At 64.4% G+C, this 24005-nt stretch carries 23 protein-coding genes; 15 read left to right on the top strand and 8 right to left on the bottom strand.

Annotated elements, in window-relative coordinates; all coding sequences use genetic code 11:
• Window positions 1-41: 41 nt before the first annotated feature.
• A complete protein-coding gene (locus CH281_RS08750; RefSeq protein ID WP_230072863.1) occupies window positions 42-554 on the top strand; it encodes a condensation domain-containing protein in 513 nt (170 codons plus the stop codon).
• 30 nt (window positions 555-584) lie between these two features.
• On the opposite strand, the gene CH281_RS08745 is transcribed toward CH281_RS08750, so the two are convergent.
• Window positions 585-1058 (bottom strand): hypothetical protein, encoded by a 474-nt coding sequence (locus CH281_RS08745; protein ID WP_143544776.1) that lies wholly within the window; start codon window positions 1056-1058, stop codon window positions 585-587.
• A 333-nt stretch (window positions 1059-1391) separates the two neighbouring features.
• Here CH281_RS08745 and CH281_RS08740 point away from each other — a divergent pair, with 333 nt between their 5' ends.
• Window positions 1392-1952: a TetR/AcrR family transcriptional regulator gene (locus tag CH281_RS08740; protein WP_032367796.1), complete on the top strand. Its 561-nt coding sequence runs from the start codon at window positions 1392-1394 to the stop codon at window positions 1950-1952.
• A 116-nt stretch (window positions 1953-2068) separates the two neighbouring features.
• A complete protein-coding gene (locus CH281_RS08735) occupies window positions 2069-2974 on the top strand; it encodes an SDR family NAD(P)-dependent oxidoreductase (protein WP_032367795.1) in 906 nt (301 codons plus the stop codon).
• A gap of 121 nt (window positions 2975-3095) precedes the next feature.
• Here the strand turns inward: CH281_RS08735 and CH281_RS08730 are convergent, their stop codons facing one another.
• Window positions 3096-4313 carry an IS110 family transposase gene (locus CH281_RS08730; RefSeq protein ID WP_032367794.1) on the bottom strand — a complete coding sequence of 406 codons (1218 nt, stop codon included), beginning with the start codon at window positions 4311-4313 and terminating at the stop codon, window positions 3096-3098.
• A 102-nt stretch (window positions 4314-4415) separates the two neighbouring features.
• Between CH281_RS08730 and CH281_RS08725 the strand changes: the two genes are divergently transcribed.
• From CH281_RS08725 to CH281_RS08715, 3 genes are read left to right on the top strand one after another with little or no spacing between them, the layout of a single operon-like run.
• Window positions 4416-8525: an amino acid adenylation domain-containing protein gene (locus CH281_RS08725; protein WP_256983403.1), complete on the top strand. Its 4110-nt coding sequence runs from the start codon at window positions 4416-4418 to the stop codon at window positions 8523-8525.
• 50 nt (window positions 8526-8575) lie between these two features.
• Window positions 8576-9052, top strand: coding sequence for a DUF2231 domain-containing protein (locus CH281_RS08720; protein ID WP_032368640.1), 477 nt, complete (start codon window positions 8576-8578; stop codon window positions 9050-9052).
• Window positions 9045-9764, top strand: a complete 720-nt coding sequence (locus tag CH281_RS08715; protein ID WP_032368639.1) for a VIT1/CCC1 transporter family protein — start codon at window positions 9045-9047, stop codon at window positions 9762-9764. The genes CH281_RS08720 and CH281_RS08715 overlap by 8 nt, the downstream gene beginning before the upstream one ends.
• A 6-nt stretch (window positions 9765-9770) precedes the next feature.
• On the opposite strand, the gene CH281_RS08710 is transcribed toward CH281_RS08715, so the two are convergent.
• The 3 genes from CH281_RS08710 to CH281_RS08700 all read right to left on the bottom strand — a co-directional run bounded on the left by CH281_RS08710 (window position 9771) and on the right by CH281_RS08700 (window position 11527).
• Complete coding sequence (locus CH281_RS08710; RefSeq protein WP_032368638.1) at window positions 9771-10652, bottom strand: M56 family metallopeptidase; 882 nt, start codon at window positions 10650-10652, stop codon at window positions 9771-9773.
• Entirely contained in the window at window positions 10649-11026 is a 378-nt protein-coding gene (locus CH281_RS08705) for a BlaI/MecI/CopY family transcriptional regulator (RefSeq protein ID WP_094693774.1), read from the bottom strand. Before CH281_RS08705 ends, CH281_RS08710 begins: the two co-directional genes overlap by 4 nt.
• Window positions 11027-11155: 129 nt before the next feature.
• Window positions 11156-11527, bottom strand: coding sequence for a MerR family transcriptional regulator (locus CH281_RS08700; protein WP_032367789.1), 372 nt, complete (start codon window positions 11525-11527; stop codon window positions 11156-11158).
• 112 nt (window positions 11528-11639) lie between these two features.
• Here CH281_RS08700 and CH281_RS08695 point away from each other — a divergent pair, with 112 nt between their 5' ends.
• The 4 genes from CH281_RS08695 to CH281_RS08680 all read left to right on the top strand — a co-directional run bounded on the left by CH281_RS08695 (window position 11640) and on the right by CH281_RS08680 (window position 15601).
• Entirely contained in the window at window positions 11640-12602 is a 963-nt protein-coding gene (locus CH281_RS08695; protein WP_094693772.1) for an aromatic alcohol reductase, read from the top strand.
• 119 nt (window positions 12603-12721) lie between these two features.
• The gene (locus CH281_RS08690) at window positions 12722-13576 is read left to right on the top strand and encodes a tryptophan 2,3-dioxygenase (RefSeq protein ID WP_094693770.1); all 855 of its coding nucleotides are present in this window, start codon (window positions 12722-12724) and stop codon (window positions 13574-13576) included.
• Window positions 13576-14784, top strand: coding sequence for a kynureninase (locus CH281_RS08685; RefSeq protein WP_094693768.1), 1209 nt, complete (start codon window positions 13576-13578; stop codon window positions 14782-14784). The genes CH281_RS08690 and CH281_RS08685 overlap by 1 nt, the downstream gene beginning before the upstream one ends.
• Window positions 14765-15601, top strand: coding sequence for a PaaX family transcriptional regulator (locus CH281_RS08680; RefSeq protein WP_032392831.1), 837 nt, complete (start codon window positions 14765-14767; stop codon window positions 15599-15601). Before CH281_RS08685 ends, CH281_RS08680 begins: the two co-directional genes overlap by 20 nt.
• On the opposite strand, the gene CH281_RS08675 is transcribed toward CH281_RS08680, so the two are convergent.
• The 3 genes from CH281_RS08675 to gluQRS all read right to left on the bottom strand — a co-directional run bounded on the left by CH281_RS08675 (window position 15598) and on the right by gluQRS (window position 18245).
• Window positions 15598-16341: a queuosine precursor transporter gene (locus tag CH281_RS08675; RefSeq protein WP_032368634.1), complete on the bottom strand. Its 744-nt coding sequence runs from the start codon at window positions 16339-16341 to the stop codon at window positions 15598-15600. The two genes, CH281_RS08680 and CH281_RS08675, sit on opposite strands and share 4 nt — an antisense overlap.
• 79 nt (window positions 16342-16420) lie before the next feature.
• A complete protein-coding gene (locus CH281_RS08670; protein WP_094693766.1) occupies window positions 16421-17281 on the bottom strand; it encodes a hypothetical protein in 861 nt (286 codons plus the stop codon).
• A gap of 103 nt (window positions 17282-17384) precedes the next feature.
• Window positions 17385-18245, bottom strand: coding sequence for a tRNA glutamyl-Q(34) synthetase GluQRS (gluQRS, locus tag CH281_RS08665; RefSeq protein ID WP_094693764.1), 861 nt, complete (start codon window positions 18243-18245; stop codon window positions 17385-17387).
• A 273-nt stretch (window positions 18246-18518) separates the two neighbouring features.
• Between gluQRS and CH281_RS08660 the strand changes: the two genes are divergently transcribed.
• From CH281_RS08660 to CH281_RS08645, 5 genes are all read left to right on the top strand, one after another.
• On the top strand, window positions 18519-18791 hold the full coding sequence (locus CH281_RS08660; protein WP_143544775.1) for a streptamidine-related RiPP repeat protein: 273 nt from the start codon (window positions 18519-18521) through the stop codon (window positions 18789-18791).
• Between the two features lie 77 nt (window positions 18792-18868).
• Complete coding sequence (locus CH281_RS26790; protein WP_179274147.1) at window positions 18869-19693, top strand: hypothetical protein; 825 nt, start codon at window positions 18869-18871, stop codon at window positions 19691-19693.
• 32 nt (window positions 19694-19725) lie between these two features.
• Window positions 19726-21240: a CocE/NonD family hydrolase gene (locus CH281_RS08655; RefSeq protein ID WP_179274146.1), complete on the top strand. Its 1515-nt coding sequence runs from the start codon at window positions 19726-19728 to the stop codon at window positions 21238-21240.
• On the top strand, window positions 21237-22604 hold the full coding sequence (locus tag CH281_RS08650) for a YcaO-like family protein (RefSeq protein ID WP_094693760.1): 1368 nt from the start codon (window positions 21237-21239) through the stop codon (window positions 22602-22604). The genes CH281_RS08655 and CH281_RS08650 overlap by 4 nt, the downstream gene beginning before the upstream one ends.
• Window positions 22605-22617: 13 nt before the next feature.
• Window positions 22618-23997, top strand: a complete 1380-nt coding sequence (locus CH281_RS08645; protein ID WP_256983401.1) for a YcaO-like family protein — start codon at window positions 22618-22620, stop codon at window positions 23995-23997.
• Window positions 23998-24005: the final 8 nt, after the last annotated feature.

The raw sequence follows: 24005 nt of genomic DNA, 5'->3' as shown, positions 1-24005 counted from the left end.
TGCAGTGGGGGGGGACCACCATGTTCGACGACGCCATACCTGTGAGTTCGTCCCAGGCCGACATCTGGCTGGCGCAGCAGTTCATGCCCGCCGTACCTTTCTCCATTGCGTACTTCGTGGACATCGTCGGTGCCGTCGATGTCGATGCCTTGGTCGCCTGCGGTAGCCGGGCGCATCGCGAGTTCTCGTCGTCGACCATGCGGGTTTTCGAGGTCGACGGCACTCCGATGCAGCGATTCGTGGCCGCGGAGACCGAGGCGGTGGAGATTCTCGACTGCCGTGGACACGACCGTCCGGAAGAGAGAGCCCGACAGTGGATGAACGACGACTGCCGAACGCCCTTGTCGATCTACGGCCAGCTGGTGAGACTGCGCGTCCTCCGCGTCGAGGACGATCGCGTGTTCTGGTACACCAGAGCGCACCATATTGCGCTCGACGGCTATGCCTCGATGAAGGTGCTCGAGTGCTTCTATCTTCTACGCAACTTTATCCCCGATCGGCGTACCTTTGCGGTGCGCCGATCGGGCTTGGTCGCAGGTTCTCCCACCGAGTAGAGCACTGGCGGCGAAGTGGAGCCCCACCCGTCAGAGTTCTGCGGAGAGGGCGGTTATGTTGCTGTTGAAGGCCCGTGCGAGGGCCTCCGGGTCACCGCCGTCGAGCGGAGCTGTCCCGGATGCGAGGTGGGTCTTGCCTCGTTCGAGTTCCCGGACTGTGCGGTGAATGACGGCCTCGTGCACAGACACCGAAGCCTGCTCGGACCATGCAGCCTCCTCGATGGCAGCTCCCCATTCGGTCAGCAGTGACAAGGTTTGGTTCAACGCGTGCATCAGTTCGTGGTGCTCAAGCTCGATGCCCGCCGAGGCGGCAAGCTCGGTGATGATCGCCAGCCCCGCCACCGTGCGCCCAGCGGCAGCAACCGGGACAGTGTGAGTGGGGGCGAGGTCGGCTAGGTGTGCGCCGGGAGCTTCTGCAGCCATGGATGCGGCGGTGGTGTGCACCAGGGCGCGAACATCGTCGTCGGAGAAGTACTTTCGGGCTGTCACCGGGGTGATTCTCATGCGCAACGCCACCCGGTTCACCGTGTTGTCGATCAGTGACGACACGGCGGTGCGGGGTGCGCTGAGTCCGTGCGCTCATGCCTCTGCAAGAAATACGTCGGTCTGCTGGTCCAACCAGCTTCGTCGTGGGCTCACCGCCCCGAGTGTGCCGCAGTCCGCCACGCGGCCGCAGGACTTCCCACGAGCCTGCAGGTCGAAGAGCTGTCGATATGTTCGCCTTCGAATTGTGATCGGGGCCGGCGCTTCGTGAGCAGTCCCCTGTGCAACGCCGTCCGCAGGTACCGTCGGTATGTTCGGGCATCAACGCCACCGACCGCGAACGGAGGAAGTGGCATGGACGGCTCCAAGCGACGCCCGATGCGCGCCGACGCAGCCCGCAATCGCGCACGGGTCCTGGAAGTTGCGTACGAGACGCTGGCCACCGAGGGCACGTCGGTGTCGATCGACGAGATAGCCCGGCGGGCAGGTGTGGGAGCCGGGACGGTGTGGCGCCACTTTCCGACCAAGGCAGCCCTGTTGAGCGCCGTCATCGTCGGCCGTGTGCACAAGTTGGTCGATATCGCCCGAGAACTGCTCGACAACGGCGACTCCAGCGAGGCCATCTTTCACTTTCTTCGCGCGGTGATCGCCGAGGGCTTCCTCGACCGTTCCTTCGCCGATGCGATGGCCGGCATGGGCATCGACCTCCACCTCGCAGCACCGGAGGCCGACGAAGAATTTCGCGCCCTGCTCGGCGAGCTGCTCACTGCAGCGCAGCAGTCCGGATCCATCAAGACCACCGTCACAGCGTCTGACCTGAAAGCGCTCATCGTCGGCGTCCACGCCATGCAGGCATACGACGCGGAGGTCGCCGACCGTGTCACCGAGATGGCCATCGCCGGCCTGCGCCCCTGAGACCGCAACCCAACAGCTGTTATCTACGCCACTATTCGACCGCCATCTCGGCGCATCTTCTCTATATTGATTTAAGCGGGGCGTGCGCCCCGCTTAATCTTCTCGAGAGGACGGCCATGAGCTGGACCACTGACGACATTTCCGACCAGTCCGGCCGCACTGCGGTCATCACAGGGGCGAACACCGGTCTGGGTTTCCGGACTGCCACTGCTCTGGCTGCACACGGCGCTCACGTCGTGCTGGCAGTGCGTAACCTTGCCAAAGGTCAGCAAGCGGCCGACGCGATTGTCGCGAAGAACCCCGGTGCGCACCTCTCGTTACAAGAACTCGATCTCAGTTCGCAGACGTCTATCCGGGCTGCCGCCGCGGCATTACGTGCCGCACACGAGTCGATCGATCTGCTGATCAACAACGCTGGAGTCATGTTCGGGCCGAAAATCACCACTGAAGACGGCTTCGAGTTGCAGTTCGGCACCAATCATCTCGGTCATTTCGCGCTCACCGGGCTGCTGCTGGACCGCATACTGTCGACGCCTCGCTCTCGAATCGTCACCGTCAGTAGCGTCGGTCACCGTATGCGAGCTGCCATTCATTTCGACGACCTGCAGTGGGAACGCACGTACTCCTCGTCCGGTGCCTACGGCCAAGCCAAGTTGGCCAACCTATTGTTCACCTACGAGTTGCAGCGCCGACTGCTCGGCACGACGACCATCGCCGCCGCCGCTCACCCAGGCCTGTCCAACACCGAACTCACCCGCAACATAGTCACGCCGTTGCGTCAGGTCCTGGAACTGATCAACCCACTCGTCTCCCAAACCTCCGAAATGGGCGCACTACCGACCCTGCGTGCGGCGACCGATGCCGGCGTCCTGGGCGGCCAGTACTACGGCCCGAGCGGTATCGGCGGGACGCGAGGGCATCCCAAAGTCGTGGCCTCCAGCGACCAATCCCACGACGTCGAACTACAACGCCGACTGTGGGCCGTCTCGGAGAAACTGACCGGAGTCACCTACCCGATTTAGTTCACCGCCCGATACGCCGGTCACCCCAAAGAAGAAACCGTTGGGACTTCACCAGGGCAAGATCGGACACCTTCCACAACTCGCCCGGCCGCTCACACGGTCAAGCCGCCTGAGCGAGGCGCTACGCCGCAGCAACAGCAGCCGCTCGACCCGGCCGCCCTTCCCGGCGTTCGTACACCGACCCTGTCTTCAACATCGTGAACAGCACGGTGCAGCGGCGTCGAGCGAGGCAGATCAGCGCGGACCGGTGGTCTTTGCCTTCCGCTCGTTTTCGGTCGTAGTATTCGCGAGACGGTGGTTCACGTAGCGAGGCGAACGCCGAAAGATACAGTGCACGTTTGAGTCTGGTGTTTCCTCCGCGTTGTCGGTGCTCACCGCGGATCGATGTTCCGGAGCGGTGTGTGCGTGGTGCGACACCGGCATACGCGGCGAGGTTGCCTGCACTGTCGAACCGGTCGACGTCGACGATTTCCACCAGGATCGTCGCTGCGATCCGAGCCCCGACGCCCGGCATCGAGGTCAGGATCGGCCCGGCTGGGTGCTTGTTCAGTTCGGACTCGAATTGCTCCTCGAGTTCGGCGCGGGCACGACGTACCTCGCTCAGCTGTCGCGCAAGGGTTTTCAGTACGAAGTTCGTTTTCTCCGCCCCCGGCACGATCACGGTCTGCTCGGCGAGTGCAGCGATGATCGACTCCGCGATTGTGTCTCCGATACGTGGTGCCGACCGTTTCGCGACGCGTCGCAGTGATGCGGGGGTTGCTGCGGCGAAGCCGATCGGGCCACCGAACTCGGCAAGCAGTGTCAGTGCGACGGGTCGGTACAGGTGTTTGCCGATGGCGCGTTCGAGGGCGGGATGCACCGAGAGCAGCACCGATCGGATGCGGCTCGTGATGCGGTTCTCCTCGGTCGCCAGGTCCGCGTCGAACCCGGCGAGCATCCGCAGGCCTTCGACGATGTCGTCGTCCTGGGTGACGGGCAACAGTGTGTCGGGCAGTGTGCGGGCGGCGTCGGCGATGATGAACGCATCGCGCGCATCGGTTTTCGCCTGCCCCGGATAGAGCGCAGCTATCCGCCGCATCCGCAGACCGGGCAGGTAGGCGACATCGAGGCCGCTGTCTCGGGCCACCGCGATCGGTAGTGCCCCGATGTTGCGCGGTTGATCGACCACCATCAGCACCGAACCGTGTGCCGCGAGCTCGGAGAACAACGCACGGAGCATCGTTTCGTCCTGGGGCAGGTCTCGGCTGAGTATCCGGCGCCCGTCTGCGGTGAGAGCGATCGCGTGATGCGCACTTTTGCCGACGTCGATACCGCAGTAGATAGCGTAACGCTTGTTCACATACCCTCCGCATCAACATGTTTCGCGGCGGTCCTGGCATCGGTTCCCGGCAATCACGTTATGCAGGCCGTGTGCTCCCTCTCGGCCACGCCTCTATCAGCGGTGATCCGACGCCCTCTGCTCCGGCGGCAACACTCGAGTAGACGTGCTTTCCGTCCGGGCGGCCGAAGCCATACCGGAGCAGACGACCCACCCCCCGCAAGTTGCGAGGGTGGGAAGAAGATAACGCGGGCGGCGGCCCTGTATGCGGCCGTCTGTGACGGCGTCGAGCCGCCGCGGATCGATCCGACGACTCCGGCGGCACTGCTCGCCGAGGACGAGCGCTACCGCGCATCTGCCCGTGCCCTGCGCGATCGGGCGCACTGGGAGTCCGCTGACCTGGGCTACGGCGCACCGTGGGGCCGGAGTGCTCAGCCTGCGTCGGTGCCGATCGTCGTCGGGGAGGATCGGTCGATTTCTCCGACCGCTCGGGGTCATGCCACGTCGACCGTGGTGATCGCGGCGCTCGCCGCCTTCCTCTCGCGCATGAACGATGTAGACGACGTCGATCTGTCGCTGCCGGTCTCGGCGCGGCCGACAGCAGTGCTGCGCGGAGCCGGGTCGTCGTTGTCGCATGTGGTGCCGTTGCGGTTGCCGGGCGTCGGATCGGCAACGGTGAACAACGTGATCAAGTCGGCCGAGGTGGCGATCGGTGCCGTCCTCCGACACCAGCGCAGCAGGCCGCCGGTATCCGAGAGCGGGAATGCTCTGCACGCAGGGCGTTTCGGTCCGACCATCAACGTGATGATGTTCGCGAACACCGTGGCCGTCGGGGACTTCGACGGCGAGATCAACATTCTGACCACGGGCCCGGTCTCGGATCTTGCCGTCAACATCTATCCCGGTCGAGGCGGAGCTCGTCCGCGCATCGACTTCGAAGCCAACCCTGCCGCGTACACGCCGAGCGACCTCGCTCGCCACCACGAGCGGTTCCTGTACTTTCTCGATCGTTTCGGCGAATCTGGTTGCGGGGACACCGCGGTGGCAGACCTCGACCTGTTCCTGCCCGGAGAGCCCGATGCAGTGCCCGCATCGGTGGGCGCGACCGTGGTCGAGCGTGGATCCCTGAACGACGTGTTCTCGACGGCAATTGCACAGCACGGCAATCGAATTGCGATTCAGGATGCAGATGTCTCGGTGACCTATGCAGAGTCGGCCGCGAGAGTCGACACACTTGCGTCCATATTGCGTGCCCGAGGAATCGGTACCGAGGATCGGGTCGCCGTGCGCATCGGCCGGTCCGTTGCGGGGATCGTCTCGTTCTGGGCAATCGCACGAGTTGGCGCGGTCTATGTTCCGGTCGACCCGAATCACCCCCGTGAGCGAGCCCAGTTCGTGGTGCGGGACAGCGGTGCGGTGTTGGGCCTGTGCACGGGCGGCGGCGGCGAGTTCGGTGGCGTGGAGTGGCTGGACCTCGATGCCGTTGTTGCAGAGGGAGGCTTGGACGACGTTGCCGCGCCGACGGCACCAGGTCACGCGGCGTACGTCATCTACACCTCCGGGTCCACCGGCACCCCCAAAGGCGTCGTTGTCACCCACGGTGGCATCGCCGCTCTGGTACAACAGATCGGGAGCAGCTACCACCTCGACGTCGAGTCACGAGTCTGTCACCTCGCCTCGCCCGGATTCGACACCGCCATCGTCGAGGTGCTGGCCGCGGCAACCGCGGGCGCAGCAGTGGTGATCGCGCCGGCAGGCAGCTACGCGGGTGCCGAACTGACGGAACTGATTGCTCAGCAGGCAATTACACATCTGCTCATCACGCCCTCGGCGCTGGCCACGTTGGATCCCGCAGCGCTGTCGGGTGTCGGGACCATCATCATCGGCGGTGAGGCGGCGCCGCAGGACACGGTGGACCGCTGGTCGGTGCGTCGCCGACTGCTCAACGCCTACGGCCCCACCGAAACGACGTGCAGTGTCACGATGACCGCGCCACTGACTTCGGGTAGCGCGGACGGAATCGGTCGAGCCATGGTGGGGGCGGTGATTCACCTTCTCGATCGCACTCTGCGGCCCGTTCCGTCGGGAGCAGTCGGCGAGATCTACATCGAGACTCCCGGCGTCGCGCGCGGATATCTCGGCCGCACCGCGGACACAGCGGCACGCTTCGTTGCGAACCCGTTCGGCAGCAATGTGAGTCGGATGTTCCGCAGTGGAGATCGGGCGCGTCTGCGCGGCGACGGCACGCTCGAGTTTCTCGGTCGCACCGACGATCAAATCAAGATCCGGGGAAATCGCGTCGAACTGGGTGAGGTCGACGCGGCGTTGCGGGCTTGTCCGAACGTCGCTGCGGCATCATCGGCTTTGCGCCGCAGTCACACTGGAGATCTGCGTATCGACGGGTACGTGGTGGCCGCACCCCACGGACACTTGCTCGACACCGAGCGCATCCGCCAGGATCTCACCAGGCGCTTGCCTGCCCACATGGTGCCGTCGACGCTCTCTGTTCTCGACGAGATTCCGCTGACGATCAATCGGAAGGCCGACCGCGGCGCACTTCCTGCGCCGGACCTCACCACGTCGACGACCGGCGCCCGAACCGAGCCGGCCGGTGCCACCGAGGAGATGGTGGCGGCAGCGTTCGCGCGTGTGCTCGGCAGGGGCGGCATCGATTGCGCTGCTTCGTTCTTCGACCTCGGAGGCGACTCGCTGGCGGCGACCAGGGTCGTGTCGACGGTGCGGGCCGAGGCCGCGGTGGACATCGGTGTGCGTGACCTCGCCGGTGCCCCGTCCGTTCAGGCCTTGGCAGCATGCGTAGACGAGCGTCGACTCACTGGACGGCAGCAGAATTCCCGGCCCGAACGCGGAACGTCGGCGAGAGTATCCGCAATCCCACTCGCGCCGCAGCAACGCCACATCGATCGAAATGCGCAGCTACCTCTGTACAACCTGCCGTTCACGGTCACGATTTCCGGGGAGTTCCACTCGGCGGCGGCCTCGCAGGCTTTGACCGACCTGATCGATCGACACAGCACCTTGCGCACGCGGTACCCGGATGTCGACGGGGTTCCGGCGCAGGTCGTCGAGCCGGATTCGGCGAGGGCGGTACCGAACCTCGACGTTGTCGACTTCGACGACGCCGCAGTGGTGGAGACTCTCGAGCACCCCTTCGACATGCGCAACGAGTTCCCGATCCGAGCTCGACTGTTCGCAGTGGCGCCCGGTCATCACGTGCTCGCGTGCGCCGTCCACCACAGTGCAGCGGACGGTTGGTCGCTGGGGCTGTTGGCGTCGGACTTCGTCATGGCCTATCACGCCAGGATTGCCGGCAGCGCACCCACGTGGGCCGAATTGCCGCTCCAGTACGCCGATTACAGCGTCTGGGCTGCCGAGCGCGACGTGTCGGGCGATCTCGACTTCTGGCGCGCGGAGTTGGCGGACACACCCGGCTCGAGGGATTTGCCGTTGGACCGCCCTCGCATGCAGGACTGGAACTTCTCCGGCGCCCGCACCTCGCTTCGGTTCGACGCGGACGCCACCGAGAGAATGACCGATCTGGCACAGCGCTGCGGGACAAACCGATTCACCGTGCTGCGCGCAGCGCTGTTGATCCTGCTCGCCCAGACGACGGAATCCACCGACATCGTCGTCGGAACCCCGGTTGCCGGTCGAGACGACCCGAGACTCGTGCAACTCGTCGGTACCTTCACCAACACCGTCGCCATCCGGACGAACATCGCGGCCGCATCGACCGTCGAGGACGTCGTGCAGTCGGCCCGAGCGAGTGAACTACTGGCCTTCGACCATGCATCGGTGCCGTTCGAGGATGTCGTCGCCGATCTCGCTGCTGACTCGGTGGATGGGCGGCACCCGATCTTTCAGGTGGCGCTGTCGTTGGACGTTTTTGCGACCCAGACGCTCACTATGGGGGACGTTTGCTTCGAGATCACGCCTCGGCCGATCGACATCGCCAAATGTGACCTTCATTTCCACGTCACCGAACATCGAGACGGCGAAGATAAGACAGGAGTGGAGCCCGCGGAACGACCCAGGGGCGCTATCGAGACTGCGGTCGATATCGTGTATCCCACGGCATTGTTCGACGCGAATACCGTTGTCGCACTGGGGCAGCGGCTCGAGCATATCGTGCAGGCGATGGTCGCAGGACCGAGCTCGCCGTGGCGAGATATGACAGCACGCGAACCGTCGGCGCAACTACTACATGGTGTGTAGCATGTGCGGTGCGTGACGTGCACGCGACTTCGAAGCCAGCAGGAGAACGCATGTCCACCTTCAACGGCCTACCGGCCCACATTCTGCTCGTTCACTTCATCGTGGTCCTGGCACCGCTCACTGCGATCCTCGCTATCGCCGCCAGCATCTGGTCCGGTGTACGCAGCAGGCTCGTGTGGCTCATCGCAGCCCTGGCGGTGTTCACGCTGGTGCTGACGCCGCTGACGACCGAGGCGGGCGAGTGGCTCGAGAAGCGCGTACCCAAGACCGCGGCGGTCGAACAGCACACCGAGATCGGCGACTGGATGATCTACTTCTCCGTCGGTCTGGTCGTCGTCGCCGCGGCCCTCGTGTTCCTGCATCTGCGTGAGCGTCGCGGCAATACGCCCGTCCGGTGGCAGTCCATTGCGGTGGTGGTGTTGGCAGTGGTGATCGGAGCGACCACAATTGTCCAGGTGTACAGAATCGGTGAGTCCGGCGCTCGCGCCGCGTGGGACGACGTATCGGCGACGGCCGGCGATGAGTGAGCCCGAGCCGAGCCTGCACGAGCACGAACCGCACGGAGCTCTCTCCGGTCGACTGAACTGGTTACGGGCCGGGGTGCTGGGTGCCAACGACGGGATCGTCTCCACCGCCGGTCTGGTCGTCGGTGTCGCGGCCGCCACCACCGACCGTGGGTCGCTGCTGACCGCGGGCGTTGCCGGCCTTGTTGCGGGAGCGGTGTCCATGGCACTCGGGGAGTACGTCTCGGTGAGCACACAACGTGACGCCGAGCGTTCGCTGTTGATCAAGGAGCGCCGGGAACTCGACGAGCAACCCGAGCAGGAACTGGCGGAGCTCGCGGCACTGTATGAGGCCAAGGGCCTCTCGGCCGACACTGCTCAGACCGTTGCTCGCGAACTCACCGAACACGATCCGTTTGCCGCACACGTGGACGTCGAATTGGGAATCGACCCCGATGCGCTGACGAATCCGTGGCAGGCGGCCGCGTCGTCGGCGGTGTCGTTCATCAGTGGTGCGCTCTTGCCGTTGCTCTCGATCCTGCTTCTGCCTGCTTCGCAACGTATTCCGGTCACATTCGTCGTCGTGTTGCTGGCTCTGGCGTTGACCGGAACTATCAGCGCACGCCTCGGTGGCGCGCCGAGTCGCCCGGCGGTGACTCGAATCGTGATCGGTGGTGCGATCGCGATGGCCGTCACCTATGCGATCGGCCAACTGGCGGGCGTCGCAGGCATCTGACCGAGGTCAGCGGAAGATCGAGGTGGCGACTTCTCCGGTTTCGGGTGCCACCACATCTTGGACGACGTCGAACAACGCCGCCGAGATGACGGTGAACGCGAGGACGAGAACCATTCCGGCGGCGAGGATTCCGCGATCGGGGTGGTGTCGTGGTGGTTCGCTCAGTGCCTGTACGCGGCGCACGACGTCGCCGCCGGTACTGGCGAGAGTGTGGGTTCCCTGGTCGAGATGGCTCCGAAGCAGAGCAGTTCTGGCGATGGCAGACAACGCATCTCGACGGCCGAGCGCCGCGGCGCTCTCGTCTGCTTGACGCTCCGCCGCGTGCCGCACCTTGGCGGTCAACGGCCCGAGAATAGGATCGATCAGGGCTGCGATCTCGCACATCTGGATCCACACGCTGTGACGGTGCCGCAGGTGAGCGCGCTCGTGTTCGATCACCGCATGTAACTCGTTGTCCGACAGCGCTTCCGCCAAACCGGTGGTGATCACGACGGCACCTCCACCGGAGGGGACGGCAAAGGCGTCGGGAACATCGGAGTCGACCACGACGATGCCGCCTGTCGCCCGCGCCTCGTCACCGAATTCGGATGCGATGGACGCACCGACCAGGGCGCGTCGAACATGGCGAGCCACCTCGACCGAGCGCCAGAACATCCACGCGCAGATCACAATTCCCAGCGACACCCACACAACCTGAGCCGACGCGAGAAGAACCGCGGCAAGCGCTGCGAGGGAAGCGGCAACCGCAAACGCGGTGACCATCGACAGGATGGGGAGCAGAACCACGGCGGTCGACGGGTTGAGTCGGCGGTCGACGTGCTCGGCTCCGAATCCCAGCAACAGCGACAGCACCCACGGCAGCACGGCCACGACCAGTAGCAGGGTCATCGATGCTGCTCGGCTGCGTCCGACTTGGCGAGCAACTCTCGCAGCGTCGCCTCGTCCTCAGGGTCGAGTGCGGCAACGAAGCTGGCCAGTACGTCGGCGCGCTCGGCTCGTGTGCCGAGCTCGGTGCGCATTCGCATCGCGGCCCGAAGCGCCGGGATCTCGTCGACCGGGGCGTTGAGGGTGTAGACGTACGACCGTCCTCGGCGCTCGCGATCGACCAGCCCCTTGCCGTGCAAGCGCACCAATGCGGTCATGACGGTGGTGTGCGCGAGATCCGAGCCCAGATGCTCGCGGGCTTGGGCCACTGAAAGTTCCGTGTGCTCGCCGAGCAGATCGAGGATCGACTCCTCCAACTGTCCGGACGCTCTACGCACTGCGATTCCTCACTCGATTCGGCTACCTCGAGGATAGTTCAGCGGGCAGCGGTATCGACACCCGAATCGAGGTCGACTACCGCGGAGTCCAGATCAGGGCGACTCGGCCGTGGTCCTCCAGTGCGTCTTCTAGGTAAGGAGGTCTGCGTGGTCGGTGCTGCGGAGGAAGTCGATGACGGCATCGCGGCTTTTCTCGAGGCACACGATTCGGTTCTCCACCACCCGCAACTCACGCGCGAGCTCCTCTGCAGCCGCGCGACCACCCATCGTCGAATACTGTTTCGGCTCAGGAGTTTCGATGTCGAGGACGATCTTGATCATGCGCGTGGAAAGACCCGCCTCGACGAGCGCGCGCACGTGGCGTGCGTGCTCGATCTGCTCGTCGGAGTAATCGCGGTACCCGTTTGCCGACCGTGCAGCGTCGATGAGTCCCTGCTGCTCGTAGTACCGCAGCATCCGTGCCGGCGCTCCGATCGCATCCGCTGCCTCACTGATTTTCATGCCGGGGTCCTTCCGTCGGTGGCCACCGATTTGACCTTGACAGTGATGTCAACGTTTATGGTCGCAGACGTGTTCGGCGCCCGATCCTCGGGGGAGCCGAAGAAAGGAACACATGACCAACGACTGGAATGGCCCGTCACGGAAGATCCTCGTCATCGGAGCCGGTGAACTCGGCATGCCCGTGCTACGCAACGTCGTCCGTCGAGCCGCTGGCGTCGCGGAATCTGTCGTCGATGTCTTGCTCCGTGGGACCACCATCGACTCCACCGTCCCGGCCAAGCAGCACGACGTCGCGGAGATCCGCGAACTAGGGATAGGCATCGTTCGTGGTGACCTGGTCGAGAACACCGTCGATGACCTCGCTGCGGTCTTCGCCGACTACGACACCGTCATCGGCTGCACCGGGATCACCGCAGGATTGGACACTCCGATGAAAGTCGCGCAGGCGGCATTGCAAGCGAAGCTTCCGCGATACTTCCCGTGGCAGTTCGGTGTCGACTTCGATGTCATCGGCCGGGGTAGCCCCCAGGACATCTTCGACTCCCAGCTCGACGTGCGGGATCTCCTCCGTTCACAGCACGACACCGAGTGGGTCATCATCTCCACCGGCATGTTCATGAACTACCTTTTCGACGCCGGCTCCGGGATGGTCGACCTCCCGAACGACACCGTCAATGCCCTCGGGACCGTCGACACTGCAGTGACCGTGACCACGCCGGAGGACATCGGCGCGCTCACCGCGGAGATCCTCTTCGCCGAGCCGCGCATCCGTGACGAGATCGTCTTCGTCGCCGGGGACACGATCACCTACGGCCAACTCGCCGAGACCCTCGAAACAGTCCTCGGTCGTCCGTTCGCGCTCCGGGTGTGGTCGGAACCGCTCCTGATGGCAGAACTCGGTGCAGACCCGGACAACATGACTCGGAAGTATCGTGCCGTCTTCGCGCAGGGACGCGGTGTCGCATGGGACAAGGCCGACACGTTCAATGCCCGGCGCGGGATCCCGACCACAACGCTCCGCGAGTGGGTCGCACAGAACCTCGCCGAGCGCACCACCACTGTTGTCAATCGTTGATGGACGCACCGATCCACTTCTCGAGGTTCGGTCGCGAATCACTGACTTACGGATATCTGGCGGTCGGCACATATGTGTAATACGGTGGACTCATCAGCCCATCACCTCGAGGATCAGCCATGAGCGTCGAATCCAATACTCGCGCGATCGAGAAGAGCGTCGTCACCGATTTCAGCGACCGCATGAGCTACGGGTCCTACCTCGACCTCGATACGTTGCTCAGCGCCCAGAAGCCGGTGAGCACCCCGGAGCATCACGACGAACTGCTGTTCATCATTCAGCACCAGACCACCGAGCTCTGGCTCAAGCTGGTGCTGCACGAGACGCTGGCCGCGCGAGCAGCTTTCGATGCCGACGACATCGGTACCGCGCTCAAGTGTGTGGCCCGGGTCAAGCACATTCAGAAGACACTGACCGAGCAGTGGTCTGTGCTGGCCACTCTGACGCCGACGGAGTACTCCCAGTTTCGTGACTTTCTCGGGAACTCCTCGGGCTTCCAGTCGTACCAGTACCGGGCCGTGGAGTTCGTGCTCGGCAACAAGAATGCGGGCATGCTGACGGTCTTCGAGTCCGATCCTGCTGCGCATGAGCTGCTTTCGACTCTGTTGCGCGAACCCAGCCTGTACGACGCCTTCTGGCGGTCGTTGGCGCGGCAGGGATACGACGTACCGGCATCGGCCCTCGACCGTGATGTCACGACGGCATACACGGTCAACGAGGACCTGATGCCGCTGATCAAGTTCGTCTACGAGAACCACACCGAACATTGGGCGGTGTACGAGGCATTCGAGGAGCTCGTCGACTTGGAGGAGAACTTCCAGCTCTGGCGATTCCGCCACATGCGCACGGTGCTGCGCACCATCGGAATGAAGAGCGGGACGGGAGGGTCGAGTGGCGTCGGGTTCTTGCAGAAAGCACTCGAACTCACGTTCTTCCCCGAATTGCTCGCTGTGAGAACGGAGATCGGTCGATGATGGAACGCGCACTCGAACTCGACGACAATGATCCCCTTCGGGGCTATCGCGACAAGTTCCTCGGTAGCGACGACCCGTCGATCACCGCATATCTCGACGGCAACTCGCTGGGCCGGCCCACCAAAGCCAGCGTCGAACGGATCAACACCTTCATGACCGACGCCTGGGGTGGTCGCCTCATCCGCGGCTGGGACGAGCAGTGGTTCGACCTCCCCGTCACCATCGGCGACGCCCTGGCCGACGCCACCCTCGGGGCAGCGGCCGGGCAGACCACGATCGGCGATTCGACGACGGTACTGCTGTACAAGCTGGCGCGGGCGGCCATCGCCATGCGGCCCGGCCGCACCGAGATCGTCATCGACCGCGACAACTTCCCGACCGACCGCTATCTACTCGAAGGTATTGCGGCCGAGATGAATATGACTCTCCGATGGATCGAGACGGACCGCCGCGGAGGCATCGAACCGGAACAACTCGCCGAGGTGGTGGGGGAGAACACCGCCTTGGTGGTGATCACCCACGTCGCCTACCGGTCCGGCTTCCTCGTCGACGTGGCCGAGGCGACGCGCATCACGCACGAGGCCGGCGCTCTGATGCTGTTGGACGTGTGCCATTCCGTCGGGTCGGTTCCGCTCGAATTCGATTCGTGGGGAGTGGATCTGGCCGTCGGGTGTACCTACAAGTACCTCAACGGCGGTCCGGGTTCGCCGGCCTTCGCGTACGTGCGTAGTGACCTTCTGGCCGACTTCGTGCAGCCGATCTGGGGCTGGATGGGCCGGGCCGATCCGTTCGAGATGGCGCAGGGTTACGTTCCGGCGCAGGGTATTCGACGCGTCATCAGTGGCACGCCGTCGGTGTTCGGCATGATCGCGATGCAGGACACCATCGAGATGGTCGCCGAGGTGGGGATGGACGCGATCCGTGCGAAGTCCGTTGCGCTCACCGAATACGCCCTCGAGCTCGTGCGCGAGATGCTGGTACCGCTCGGGGTGGAGATCGCCTCACCCAAGGATTCGAATCGGCGCGGTGGTCACGTCACCATCGACCATCCGGAATTCAAGGCCATCACTGCTCGGCTGTGGGAGCAGGGTGTCATCCCGGATTACCGCGCACCACAGGGTATTCGGCTGGGGTTGAGCCCACTGAGTACCTCGTATCGCGAGGTGTACCTGGGTATCGTGGCGATTCGTGACGAACTCCGCGCCTAGCACTGCCGGGGCCATCCTCGACGACTTCGAGTCGCGTCCGGGTAGTGCGACGTCGTTGGTGCGCACGGTGCTCGGTGCCTACGTTCGCCCTCTCGGCGGGTGGTTTGCCATCGCCGATTTCGTCGTCTGGATGGACACGCTGGGAGTGCCACCGGAAAGCACGCGCATTGCGGTGACGAGGTTGAAGAAGAAGGGCGTCGTCGAATCAGCTAATCGAGAGGGCCGCACCGGCTATCGGATCACCGAGCAGGCCGACGCAATGTTCGCTCGGGGAGACGGACGCATCTTCGGCTTCCGGCGGATGGCCGACGGCGATCCATTTCGGTTGATCTCGTTCACCATTCCCGAGACGCAACGCGCGGCGCGGCACCAGCTGAGGCGTCGGCTCACGTCGATAGGTTGTGGGACCGTCTCACCAGGATTGTGGATCGCGCCCGAATATCTCGCGGCGGAGGCCATTGCCATCGTCGACGCGTTGGAGTTGTCGCAGTACGTCACGACGTTCGTCGCGTCCGAGGTCGCGCCTCCCGGCACGCTGCGCGAAAGTGCCGAGCAGTGGTGGGATCTGGCCGGCATCGCTGATCGGCATCGGGCATTTCTCGACGCTTTCGACGGCGGGTCGCCGGCGCGGAACCCGCGCGACGCGTTTGTCACATTCGTGCCGTTGCTCGACGAATGGCGCGTCATTCCCTACGTCGACCCGGGTCTTCCGCCGTGTATGACACCGGAGGACTGGCCGGGCACCCGGGCCGTCGCCACGTTCGAGACGGCCCGGGAGCGCTACTTCGATCTGAGTATGGAATGGGTCGCGTTCTAGCGATCCTGGTACGACGGCTCGCGCTTCTTGATGTACGAGATGACGCGGTAGGTGATGGGCATGACGATGACCTCGGCCAGCGTCTTCCACAGGAATCCGACGATGACGTAATTGACGAAGTCGGTCCACGTGGTGATGCCGATGACTCCGGCGGCGATGGAGCAGAAGATCAGCGTGTCGAAGAATTCGCCGACGATGGTCGAGCCGATCAGTCGCGCCCACAGGTGCTTTTCCTTGGTGCGTTCCTTGATCTTGACCAGGACGACGGAGTTGAGTAGTTGCCCGACGGTGTAGCCGGCGAGACCGGCGAGGACCAGTCGGGGGACAACGCCGACGACGCTCTCGAGGGCGGCCTGGTTCTCGTAGAACGAGGCGGCGGGGAGTTCGATGGCGATCCAGAAGCACACCGAGGTGAGCAGCAGGGAGCCGAAGCCGAGATAGATCGCGCGGCGCGTGGCTTTGAAGCCGTAGACCTCGCTGAGCACGTCGCCGAGGATGTAGGCGAGGGGGAACAGAAAGAATGCGCCGTCGGTATTGATCGGCAGAATTTGGAACGGTCCGAGCATGACGTCGGACGAGGCGAAGAAGGCGACACCTTTGCTGGCGGCCACATTCGAGATCAGCAGCGTCGCGACGAACAACGCGACGATGGTGGGGTAGTAGCCCCGGCTGATGTGAGCGAACGTGGCCTGCCCAGACTCGGTGCCGCCGTCAGGGGCGGTGTGTTGGGTAGTAGTCACCTGACAATCCAAGCACCGAGACGACGATGGGCGCGAATCCCGGGGTAGGGGATTCGCGCCCATCGAGGCGGATTACGGGTCAGGCGACGTTGCCACGCACCGTGACGCGGTAAGCGTAGGTACCGGCGATGATCGTGATCGGAATGGTCACCAGCAGACCGAGGCCGAGGGGGATCGCACCGACGATGTTGAGGCCTACCAGGGCGAGAGCGAGCACGAAGAGTGTTCCACCGTTCGACGCAATGGCCTGCGCGCTGGCCTTGATAGCCGGGATGGGTTCGTCGCCGCGGTCGATGACGAACTGAAAGGTCCACCACGTGAAGAACGTGATGACGATGCCGGGGATGATCAGCAGGACGAAGCCGATGCTCGTTGCAATGCCGACGAGGATGCCGGCGATGGTGACGGCGGCGACGTTGCCGAATTGGAAGAAGGACCCGAACGCGGGCTTGATCCCGTCCACCTCGTGCAGAGCGCCGCGGACGAGCGCCGCCTGGATGAGGAGTGCGACGACACCGACGATGATGCTGAAGACCAGGCTGAGGACGATGCTGTCGGAGCTCAGAACGAAGTTCAGGACGCCCTGGATGATCGCGGCGATCAGGACGATGCCGATCCAGACGAGGGCGTTCTGCTTGAACTTCTCGAACGCGTAGCCGATGGCCGTTCCCACGGATAGCTGCGTCGGCATCGGTGAGTTACCGAACGACGGAGGCGGCGGGTAGTTGCCCTGTGGGGGAGGTGGGTAGTTGCCGGGTGGTGGGTAGCCACCTTGCTGGGGATAGTCGCCGGGAGGAGGCGGGTAGTTCCCGGGCGGCGGGTAGTTGCCCTGCGCGGGTGGTGGGTAGTTACCGGGTGGTGGGTAGCCGCCGCCCTGCGGCGGGGGATAACCACCGGGGTTCTGTGGATCCTTGTCGGGGTCGTAGCCGCCTGAGGTCATGGTGTCCTTCTCCCTCGGGATGAGTTGTCGCAGTCACTGTACGTCCGATTCGTCCCCGAGTCGGGTCCTGTCGCGTTGCGACGTGATCTCGATCGGTTCGTGGTCAGACGATCGAGGGGTCGAACACCCACGGTTCGCGCGGCACCAGCCTCGGCTTCCACTGTTCGAGCAGTTCCTCGGCGTTCTTCACGTCCGGCATGCCGAGGGATGCTGTGATGAGCGTCCACGCATCGGGCCGTTCGCGCAGTGTTACGGCACCGTCGCGCTTGGCAAGGCGCTTGCCCTCGACGTTCAGAGCGAGGGGCACGTGGACGTACGTCGCGGGGGTCAGTCCCAGGAGCTGAGCGAGATACCCCTGCCGCGGCGCGGAGGTGAGGAGGTCGTCGCCGCGCACGATCTGGTCGACGCCTTGCGCGCCATCATCGACGACGACGGCGAGGTTGTAGGCGGGTACACCGTCGGATCGACGCAGGACGAAGTCGTCCACCTGGCCTCGGAAGAGACCGTGCAGCTGATCGACGACGGTGAATTCGGTTGTCTGCGAGCGCAATCGGATGGCAGGTGGTCGGTCTTTGGCTGCTTTCTCGTCAGCGGTCAGATTTCTGCAGGTCCCCGGGTATGCGCCGTCGGGTGCATGCGGAGCCGACGCGGCCTGCAGGATTTCCCGACGCGTGCAAAAACATTCGTACGTCAGCCCGGCGGCGGTGAGCGTGCGAATCGTGGCGTCGTAGATATCCCGACGCTCGGATTGCCGCATGATCGGCCCGTCCCAGTCGAGTCCGATGGCCGCGAGGTCGTCGAGTTGACGTTGCTCGGAGCCGGCTTTCACGCGATCGAGGTCTTCGACGCGCATGACGAAACGCCGTTCAGTGGAGCGGGCGAATAGCCATGCCAGTAGGGCGGTTCGTAGATTGCCGAGATGCAAGTCGCCGGAGGGACTGGGAGCGAAGCGGCCGGCGGGCATGGGAACAGCTTAGTTTCAGGGTGTTCATAACTGACCAACCGATTGCGGTATCGGGGTATCGGCCGCGAAGACTTCGGTAGGTGCGGGGCGGCAGTGGCTGACGGGCCAGGTCGGCTGGGTTGGACCCATCATCGAGGCTTGCCGGTTCCGCGGTTCTTTCGGCGGCCTTGGTTCGGGTAGGGCGTCGCCTTCGGCGTCGACCGATTGTATTGTGCCGGTTGCTTTTTGTCTGCCCCGGATCACGTAGCGCTACACGTATGCAGTGTCGCAACCTTGACAACCCTGACCGAGCGGCGGATGATGCGGGAGTCGATCGACAACGACAATCATGTTCAACAATGGAAGAAGGTATGCGTAATGTCCAACTTCACCGCAACCGATATCGCCGGCGCTCCCACGACGAGCGCACTGCAGGGTGCGACCACGAACTCGATCGTGCACAATCCGTTTGCCTTCGAGGAGATCGAGTCGTCGGCTGCGCAGAGCGCCCCGCAGAGCCCGACCACCAATTCGATCGTGCACAATCCGTTCGCCTTCGAGGACTGACACACGTTCGCGGACAACTGAACTGACACCGAACTACTCACGCCTGTGATCGCGGGCCCACTCTGACGGAGCTTGTCATGCCAAGTATTGCCGCCGGACATCATCTGTATCCGGCTGTCGACGGCACCTGGTTGTGCTCGAGGCCGGGAGATCGCTTCGTCCGCCTCAGCGGGCCACCTCATGTGGTGAAACTCCTGCAGGAGTCGGCTCATATGGGGAGGGAAATCGATTTCGACTCGCTCGGCGACGATGCCGACCTGACTCGGCAGCTCATCGCATTACTGGATGAGCGCGGCATTCTTGCGGAGGAGTCGACAGCTTCATCTGTATCGACGGCGTCGTCTGTTCTCGTCGACGGAGACACTCCGATCGCCGAGGCGGTGGCTTCTCTGCTCGAGGACTGCGGCGATGTGACGGTGGGGATTGCAGACGAGGGCTCGGTGTCGACGGCGGACGTCGTGGTCAGCTGCGCTACATGGCTGCCCGACGCCCGCTGGTCGCAATTGCAGAACTGGTGCACTGCCCACCGAACGGCATGGCACCGCTGCCACGCCGAAGGCGAACGGTTCTTCATCGGTCCGCTGTGGTCACCGGCATCGAACAATGCCGACTACCACGACGTCCGGGGCCGCCGTCTCGCCGCGTCCGGTGTCGCCGACCAACTGCTCAATCATTGGCGCTACCTCGACGATCCCCACTCGATCCTACCTCCCGTTCGGTGGCCCCACCGCAGCGGTATCGCCGTCGTCGCCGGTGTCATCGCCGCCGAGGTGCGCGCATACCTCGCAACGGGCGACACTGCAATCGGCTCGGTGCAACTCGACGTCGACCCGGCATCGGCGCACATCGTTCATCATCCCGTTCTGCCCATCCCGTTTCGGCGCAGCACCGCTACGCTGTGACGAAAAGTCCACGATCGCAGCACAACCTGCGCGTGCCGAACGGCGACGGAACGTGTTGCGTCGCAGACATCTACCTTCCCGAGCCAGGATGTTTCCCGGCCACCGCTGTCATCACACGCACGATGTACGGACGATCGCGCCACCGCTCCGAAGGCCTCGGCTGGGCGCGCAACGGCTTCGCCTACGTCGTCGCCGATGTACGAGGACGGTACGACTCCGACGGAACCTTCACTCCCTACCACTCGGAACGAGACGACGGCGCAGCACTGGTCGACTTCGTATGCGGTCAACCATGGGCGAACGGCGGCGTCGTCGCATACGGCGGCTCCTACTCCGCCTACACCGCATGGGCGATGGCCGTAGAACGCCCGATCGCGGTCCGGGCGGTGGTGAGCCTGTGTCCCTCGATGGAACTCGCTCGCACCAAATTCGACCCGTCCGGCATTCTGCGCCTGTACGAGCACTTGGGGTGGTGGCTGCAGCACGGCGACGCCCGGGTGAGCCGAACGGACATGCCGGGCAATGCTTTACCCGACCTCGAGTCGTATCTCGCACTTCCGGTCAAGCAGCTACCCGACACCGCCGGGGTGCACCTCCCGACGTGGGGCGGGGTACTCGATCGAGGCCCAGACCATCTCGACGACCAACGCATCACCGACAACGAACTGGCTGAATTGACGGTGCCTTCGTTTCACGTCGGAGGGTGGTACGACCTGGTGACCGAGACGTCGATCGCCCATTTCGACCTTGTCGGTTCCAACGTCGAACCCCGCCCGGCCCGGCGGCTGATGATCGGGCCGTGGACCCACGAGCTGTTCGTCGATCCTTCCGGCCGCCACGGCCCGGTGGCGTCGATCGAGTGGGGGAAGATATGCGTGCAGTGGCTGCATTCGGTCCTCGGCCACCGCGCCGCCGAATCCAAATCGGCGTCCGTGTCGATCTTTCACCGGGGGGTCGATACGTGGATCGACAACGAGACACGTGAAGAACCGGAATCGTCGATCCTGCTGTATGCACACGACCGTCGCCGGCTCGAAACCGCGCCGCAGTCCGGCTCGGCAGCACTGTCTTTCGAGTACAACCCCGCCGACCCGTACCCCACCATCCCCACCCACCACGACCGCAGCGCTGTCGTCCGCAGTGACTTCGTCGATTTCACCACCGGCCCGCTGGCAGCCGACCTGCACATCGACGGCATCCCAGAAGCACACCTGACCGCATCGACCACAGCACCGGAAGCCGACTGGATCGTGCGGCTGCTCCGCCGCAGCGCCCGCGGTTCGCTGCACCAAATCGGCTACGGCGTCGCGGTGACCGGTGCCAGCGCCGACGCCGTGCGCGTTCCTCTCTCTCGCACGGCTGTACATCTCGAACGCGGGTCGGAGCTGATCCTGCACATCACCGGCAGCGACTTCCCCGCCCTCACGCGGAATTTGAACAGCGGCAACCGCTACACCGGCACGACAATCGAGAAGGCAACGCAAACAGTGCATGTCGGTGCCGCCCGTACCCTCGTCCGTCTCCCTATCCGACAGGAAAAGCAGTGAGCGTTCACGGATCGAGCCTTCATGGATCCCGGCTCGGCGTCCTAACCGGTGTGGGTCCGCTCGAACGAGATGTCGAGCTGCCCAGTGCGTGGGTGGGCTATCGCGCTCATGTCGCATGCATGGATCGGGTCGTCGACTGGGTCGCCGACCCGATCGGCTTCGGTGCCTCGTTCGGAGATCACGGAGCGGCACGTGGTGCCGCGATCGGGGAAGCCGTCGAACGGTATTGCGGCAATGCTGTTCCCCCGCATCTCGACCGTGCGAGCTACCGCGAACTGCGCGCCCGCGGAATCGACGCGCTCGATCCCGGCACCTTCGCGTTGTACTCGCCCGAGCAATACGCAAGCCGTGGTTTCCCGTTCGTACCGTTCACGGCCGATACCCCTGTCGAATGGGTCGAAGGCGTTGACATGCACGATGGCCGGGCCGTACGAGCCCCGGCAGGATCGGTCTATCTCAACTACATTCGTGGCTCCCGCACGTCGGAGCCGCCGCTGCACTCGTTGATGTACTCCGGTATCGCCACCGGCACGAGCCGGCAGCGGGCCGAGCAATCCGCCATCGAGGAGCTGCTCGAGCGCGATGCCACAACGATCTGGTGGGCCAGCGGTGCCGACGCTCACCGACTCGACGACGGGGGGCGGGTCATAGGCCAGATGGGCTGCCCTGCTGAAGGATTCGACCTCGACGTGACTTTGATTAACATCCCGTCGCAATTCGGTGTGCCCGTCGTCGGGGCACTGGTCCGCGACCGTGCCCGCGAACTCGTCGCCTTCGGCAGCGCCTGCCGCGCCACCCCGCATGCCGCTGCGACGAAAGCGCTCGTCGAAGCGCTGGGATCGATGCAACTCTCCCGTCAACTTGCCGACCCGGACAGCGAGACCTGGCAGTCCGTCCGTACCGGCGCGATGCCAGACCACGTCTTCCTTCCGTACCGCGAGGATCGCAACTACCTCGACGCGGCCGGAAAGAACTTCCGCAACCTGGTCGACCTCCCCGCCGTCGCACAGCTCTACCAGGACCGGCGCATGCAGGCCGGCACCGCGCTCCTTCGCCTCGAACCTCGCGACCTGGTCGCGATGGACGAGATCCCCGCGGTCACGGGCTCGGTGCGGGAAACCTACCTCGCCGCACTCGCACGCCACGGCATCGACGCGGTCGTCGTCGATCTCACCACCGACGACATCGCGCAATCCGGTCTGACGGTGGTTCGAGTGCTGACACCCCAACTGGTCGGCAACGGCCCGCCGGCATTCCCGCTCCACGGGTCACCGCGTCTACTCGAGTTACCCACCGCTCTCGGGTGGAACGCGCACCCGCGCAACAGCTCTGAACTGGTCAGAGTCCCCCTACCGCTTGCCTAGCATTGCTTGCCCTGTGGCCGACTGCAAGAAGAAGGAAGACATGTACGACGCGTTGGTCGACCCCCGGTTCGGAGTTCTCACCCGACTGGACCCCCGCTGCATTCCCGAGCACTTTCCCTCCTCCTTCGCCCTGACCCATTCCCGTATCAGCGACATCAGCCGATTCAGCGACTGGCCGGCGGACAATTCCGGAGCCGGCTACGGCTTCGGCTCCCCGGACCGTGTGCTGGGCGCAGCAATCGGCGAAGGCGTCGAACGATACTGCGGCAACCTCGTTCCGGACGGCCTCCGCCGCGGCAGCTACCTCTCTCTGACCGCCGAGGGTGTCGACGCTCTCGACCCCGCCACGGTGTGCCTGTACTCCGCCGAACAGCATGCGGCACCGCGCTTCCCTGCGTCCGAGCTCACCGGAAGCCTCGACGTCGAATGGATCGACGGCACCGACCTCTCGACCGGGAGCTCGGTGTGGGTGCCGGCGTCACTGGTGTGGCCCTCGTACTTCGGATCGCACACACGCCCGGTGGGCGAGGACCGCCCGCTGACGAACCCGATCATCCAGGCAGGTCTCGCCGCGGGCCCCAGCAGTGAATTCGCCTGCTGGGGCGCACTATGCGAAATACTCGAACGTGATGCGATGACACTGTCCTGGTACGGCGGACAAGGCGTTCACGAAGTGTCCGTACCGACGTGGCTACGCCAGTTCGCGAGGGGACCACAGGGGCGACTCGACACTCGTTTCTATTCGTTCACCACCGAATTCGGTATTCCGGTACTCGGTTCTTTGGTGCACGACCGCTCGACGGGATTTCTGACGCTCGGGATGGGTGTGGGAACAGACGCGGTGCGCACTGCGGAAAAGGCATACGCCGAAGCCCTGCAACTCCAACTGTTCGTCTCCGAATACGACGACCCGACCTCGGCTTATATGCAGGCCGCGCAGTCACCGGCCAGCCCGCTCAAACCCTGGCGCGCGGACCGCGCCTACGGAATGTCCTATCGAAGCGATCGGCGCGATCTGGTCGACTACGTCTGCCACCTCCAGATACACCTCGATCCCGAAGTGCAAGAACAGTTCCGTCGTGAACTTGCCGCCGCCACACTCGGTTCGGTCGACCTGTCGGACCTCGACACGGCCGACGCCGCACCGACAACCGACCGAATCGCGGCATTGGTCAAGGTCTTGAACAGCGCTGGGCACCGTGTCGTCGAAGTCGATGTCACCACCGCGGACGTGAGAGCGGCCGGACTACACGTAGTTCGGGTCGTTGCCACCGGGCTGTATTCGAGCTCGCCGATCGGCCTTCCGTTCCTCGGCGGGAGCCGTATGCCCGCTGCTGTCGCCGCCGCAGCCGCCGCGGGCACCACGCTGCCGACTACGCCCCTCCCACACTGAGACCAACT

This window comes from Rhodococcus sp. 06-221-2, assembly GCF_002258365.1.
Taxonomy (GTDB): domain Bacteria; phylum Actinomycetota; class Actinomycetes; order Mycobacteriales; family Mycobacteriaceae; genus Rhodococcoides; species Rhodococcoides fascians.
The sequence above is the reverse complement of the archived record's forward strand: the minus strand, read 5'-3'. Positions and strand labels throughout refer to the sequence as shown.